General features: G+C 65.6%; 4 protein-coding genes and 1 pseudogene. 4 read left to right on the top strand and 1 reads right to left on the bottom strand.

The annotated features are described in order from the left end of the window. Window positions 1-708 (top strand): annotated as a pseudogene (locus VDP82_RS15125) (replication-associated recombination protein A); the annotation flags it as partial. Between the two features lie 58 nt (window positions 709-766). Here the strand turns inward: VDP82_RS15125 and VDP82_RS15120 are convergent. Beyond that, a complete protein-coding gene (locus VDP82_RS15120) occupies window positions 767-1,885 on the bottom strand; it encodes a patatin-like phospholipase family protein (RefSeq protein WP_323015664.1) in 1,119 nt (372 codons plus the stop codon). A 110-nt stretch (window positions 1,886-1,995) separates the two neighbouring features. On the opposite strand from VDP82_RS15120, the gene crcB reads away from it, so the two are divergent. From crcB to VDP82_RS15105, 3 genes are all read left to right on the top strand, one after another. Then, entirely contained in the window at window positions 1,996-2,376 is a 381-nt protein-coding gene (gene crcB, locus VDP82_RS15115) for a fluoride efflux transporter CrcB (RefSeq protein WP_323015663.1), read from the top strand. Then, window positions 2,373-3,359 (top strand): RluA family pseudouridine synthase, encoded by a 987-nt coding sequence (locus VDP82_RS15110; RefSeq protein WP_323015662.1) that lies wholly within the window; start codon window positions 2,373-2,375, stop codon window positions 3,357-3,359. Before crcB ends, VDP82_RS15110 begins: the two co-directional genes overlap by 4 nt. Continuing rightward, on the top strand, window positions 3,356-3,938 hold a 583-nt coding region (locus tag VDP82_RS15105; protein WP_323015661.1), incomplete at its 3' end, for an HAD-IA family hydrolase. The genes VDP82_RS15110 and VDP82_RS15105, both read left to right, overlap by 4 nt.

Below are 3,938 nucleotides of genomic sequence, written 5' to 3'. Positions count from 1 at the left end.
GACGGACGGGCGCTGCTGGGGCTGGTAGAGGAGGTGCTTGCTTCGGCGCGGCCGGACGAGGTGATGGATGCGCCCACCATGCTCACGCTCATCCAGCGCCGCGCGCCGCTCTACGACAAGGCGCAGGATGGGCACTACAACCTCATTTCGGCGCTACACAAGACCGTGCGCGGCTCCGACCCCGATGCGGCGCTCTATTATTTCGCCCGCATGCTCGATGCGGGGGAGGATCCGCTCTTTCTTGCCCGCCGGCTGATCCGCATGGCTTCGGAGGATATCGGGCTGGCCGATCCGCAGGCGCTGCACCAGGCCATTGCCGGGCGCGATGCCTACCAGATGCTGGGCTCGCCCGAGGGCGAGCTGGCGCTGGCGCAGGTGGTGGTCTATCTGGCGCTGGCGCCCAAATCCAACGCCGTCTACACCGCCTTCAAGGGGGCGATGAGCCTGGCCAAATCCACCGGCTCGCCCATGCCGCCCAAGGTGATCCTCAATGCCCCCACCAGGCTGATGAAGGGCGAGGGCTATGGCGCCGGCTATATCTACGACCACGATACGCCCGAGGCGTTTTCGGGGCAGGACTATTTCCCCGAAAAGCTGGGCCGGCAGAAATTCTACGATCCGGTCGAGCGCGGCTTCGAGCGCGAGCTGAAAAAGCGCCTCGACTATTTCGAGCGCCTGCGCGCCGCCAAGGCGCGGGCGGGGGAGTAATCCACCCACCGGGTCATTCCGACCTGCGCCGGAATGACACCGTGCGATGGGAAGCGCCCTAGTTCTTCGTCTGCCAGGCGCCGGCCAGTCCACTCTGATAGCCATAGCCATAAAGCGCTTCCAGCCATTCGGGCGAGCCGAAGACATTGCGGCTTTCCGGGAATTCGGCGGGAATGGCGGTGACGCGATAGCTGGCGCCGCTTTCCCGGGCCGAATTGGCCAGTTCCACCAGATTGGCCCGGCCCAGATATTTGAGCAGGGTCGGCACGGCGCGCTGGAGCAGGCTCATGCTGGAAATCTGCACGGCGGCGGGCGTGGGGGCGGTGACGCCGTTGACGATCACATAGAGCCGCGCCGTGGTACCGCTGGCGGTGCGCCCGAAGCCGCCGGGCAGCACCAGCACCTGCTGGGTCAACCCGCCATCGACATGCAGTTCCTCGAAGCTCTGGCCCTGCGCCGTCACCTTTATCTGCACGGGCGGGAAGACGCCGGGCACGGCAGCGGAGGCGAGCAGGATGTTGTGAACCAGTTCCAGGCGGTTAGGCAGGCCCGAATTGGCGATGGCCCCGATATCCCAGATCATCGGGCGCTGGGCGTCAAAATCGGTGGTGCCGATATAGAGCCGCCGCCCTTCGCGATGCGCCTTGCCGATGGCGTCGAGCACCGGCTCGTCCACCACCACGCGGATGGCGGCCAGCACCGGCTTGTTGCTCATGATCGAGGGGGCGCCCAGCAGCGCGGAGAGGATATTGGTCGCCGGGTTGCTGGCCTCGGTGAGCGAGGAGAAGACCTGTTGCAGGCGGGCGTCATATTGCGGGCCGAGAAAGGCCAGCGGAGCGATGATGGCGCCGACGCTGATACCGGTCACCACCTCGAAATCGGGCCGGTCGCGGCTCGCCGTCCAGCCGACGAGGAAGCCGGCGCCATAGGCGCCATTGATGCCGCCGCCGGACAGGGCCAGATAGTCCACGCGCCCGTCCGAGCCCGGCCGGATGCGGCGATGGCTGGAAACGAAATCGGGGTCGTCGCCCCAATAGCGCAGCGGTACGGTCCCGCCCACCGATGCGAACTGCATCAGCGCCGGCGGCACGGCATTCCGATGCTGGGCGAGGCTGACGCAGCCGGAAAGGGCCAGCGCCGCCACGGCGATCACGCAATATTTCCATACACTGTGCATCGGGCTTCTTTTATCTGCCGCTTTATCGAAGTCAGAGCATACGCATCTATGATAGCATCACAAAGCGCAATGCCCGGCATTGTGGGTTCATCGCTAATGGCTGGTTATTCATGGGTGATTTCGTTCTGGTGGGGCTGGGGGGCGCGCTGGGCGCCATGGCGCGGTTCGGCGTGGGCAGTTTTTTCGGCCGGCTCTGGCCGATGGGTTTCCCGCTGTCCACCTTGCTCATCAATATTGCCGGCTCGGTGGGCATGGGGCTGTTCGTCGGCATCATGGCCCGGCTGCTGCCCGGCTGGCAGGAGCAGGCGAGGCTTTTCGTCGCCGTGGGCCTTCTGGGTGGGTTCACCACCTTTTCCTCGTTTTCGCTCGAGACCATCGTGCTGATCGAGCGGGGCGAGGTGCTTCAGGCTGCCAGCTATGTGCTCTTGTCGGTTGTGGTTTGCGTGATTGGGCTTTATCTCGGGCTTTTGGTGACCCGAGGCGTGGCATGAGTGGCGTTCAACAAAGGCAGGTGAGTGGCGACGAGGACGGCATGCGCCTCGACCGCTGGTTTTCCCGCCATTTTCCCCAACTGGGCTTCGGGCGGCTGCAAAAGCTGATTCGAAATGGCGAGGTGCGGGTCGACAAGGCCAAGGTCACCACCAGTACGCGGCTCGCCCCCGGCCAGACGGTGCGCATTCCTCCGGTTGACGATGCCGAAACGCCGCGTCCGCCCCGCGTCAACGAGGCCGACGCGCAATTTCTGCGCGACCTCATCCTCTATGAGGACGAAGACATCTATGTCTTCAACAAGCCTCACGGCCTTTCCGTGCAGGGCGGCAGCGGCACCAAGCGCCATATCGACGGCCTGCTCAAAAGCCTGCCCAACAAGAAGGGCGAAGCGCCCCGGCTGGTACACCGGCTCGACCGCGACACCTCCGGGTGTCTGGTCGTCGCCAAGACCCACGCCGCCGCCAGCCATTTCGGCGCCGTCTTCCGCTCGCGTTCGGCCCGCAAGATCTATTGGGCGGTGGTCGCTGGCAATCCCACGCCGCGCCAAGGTGAAATCTCGTGCTTCATGGCCAAGCAGGCGACGCGCGACGGCGAGCAGATGGTGGTGGTGCGCAACGGCACGCCGGGCGCGCAGCATTCGCAGAGCTATTACTCCACCACCGACACGGCCAGCCGCCGCTTCGCCTGGGTGACGCTCAAGCCCGTCACCGGCCGCACCCATCAATTGCGCGTGCACATGGCCCAGCTCGGCACGCCGATCCTGGGCGATCCGCGCTATTTCAACATCGAGAACTGGCAGGGCGCGCCGGGGCTGGGCGAGGGGCTGCATTTACATGCCCGCCGCATCGCCCTGCCGCTGCGCAATGGCAAGCGGCTCGATATTTCCGCGCCGCTGCCGCCCCATATGCGGCAGAGCTTCGAGGCGCTGGGGTTCGATCCCGACCGCTACGATGTGGGCGGCGATCCCGAGGACGGCAAGTGAAGCTCGCCGTTTTCGACATGGACGGCACGTTGATCGACACGCAGGCGTTGATCCACGAGCATATGACCGCCACCTTCGAGAGCCTGGGGCTGGAGGCGCCGGACCCGGCCCGGGCGCGGCGCGTCATCGGATTATCGCTGCCGGTGGCCATGGCCCGTCTGGTGGGTCACGACGATGCGGTGCTGGTGGAGCGACTGGTCGAGACCTATCGCAGCCATTACCGCGAGGCGCTGGTTCGCTCCGAAGGGCGCGAAGGGCTGTTTCCCGGTGCACGGGCGGCGCTGGAGCTGTTGCGGGCGCGGCCCGACATGCTTTTGGGCATTGCCACCGGCAAGGGGCTCTCGGGCGTGCATCGCCTGTTGAACCTGCATGGGCTGGCCGATCATTTCGTCACCCTGCAAACGCCTGACCACAATCCCTCCAAGCCCCATCCCGGCATGCTGGAAAGCGCCATGCGCGAAACCGGGGTCGATGTGGCCGACATGGTGATGATCGGCGACACCACCTTCGATATCGAGATGGGTGTGGCCGCCGGCTGCCACACGATCGGCGTCACCTGGGGCTATCACGAGCCCGACG

The sequence above is a fragment of the Devosia sp. genome (genome assembly GCF_034675085.1).
Lineage (GTDB): Bacteria > Pseudomonadota > Alphaproteobacteria > Rhizobiales > Devosiaceae > Devosia.
Note: the sequence above shows the minus strand (reverse complement) of the source record. Positions and strands in the feature narration are given on the sequence as shown.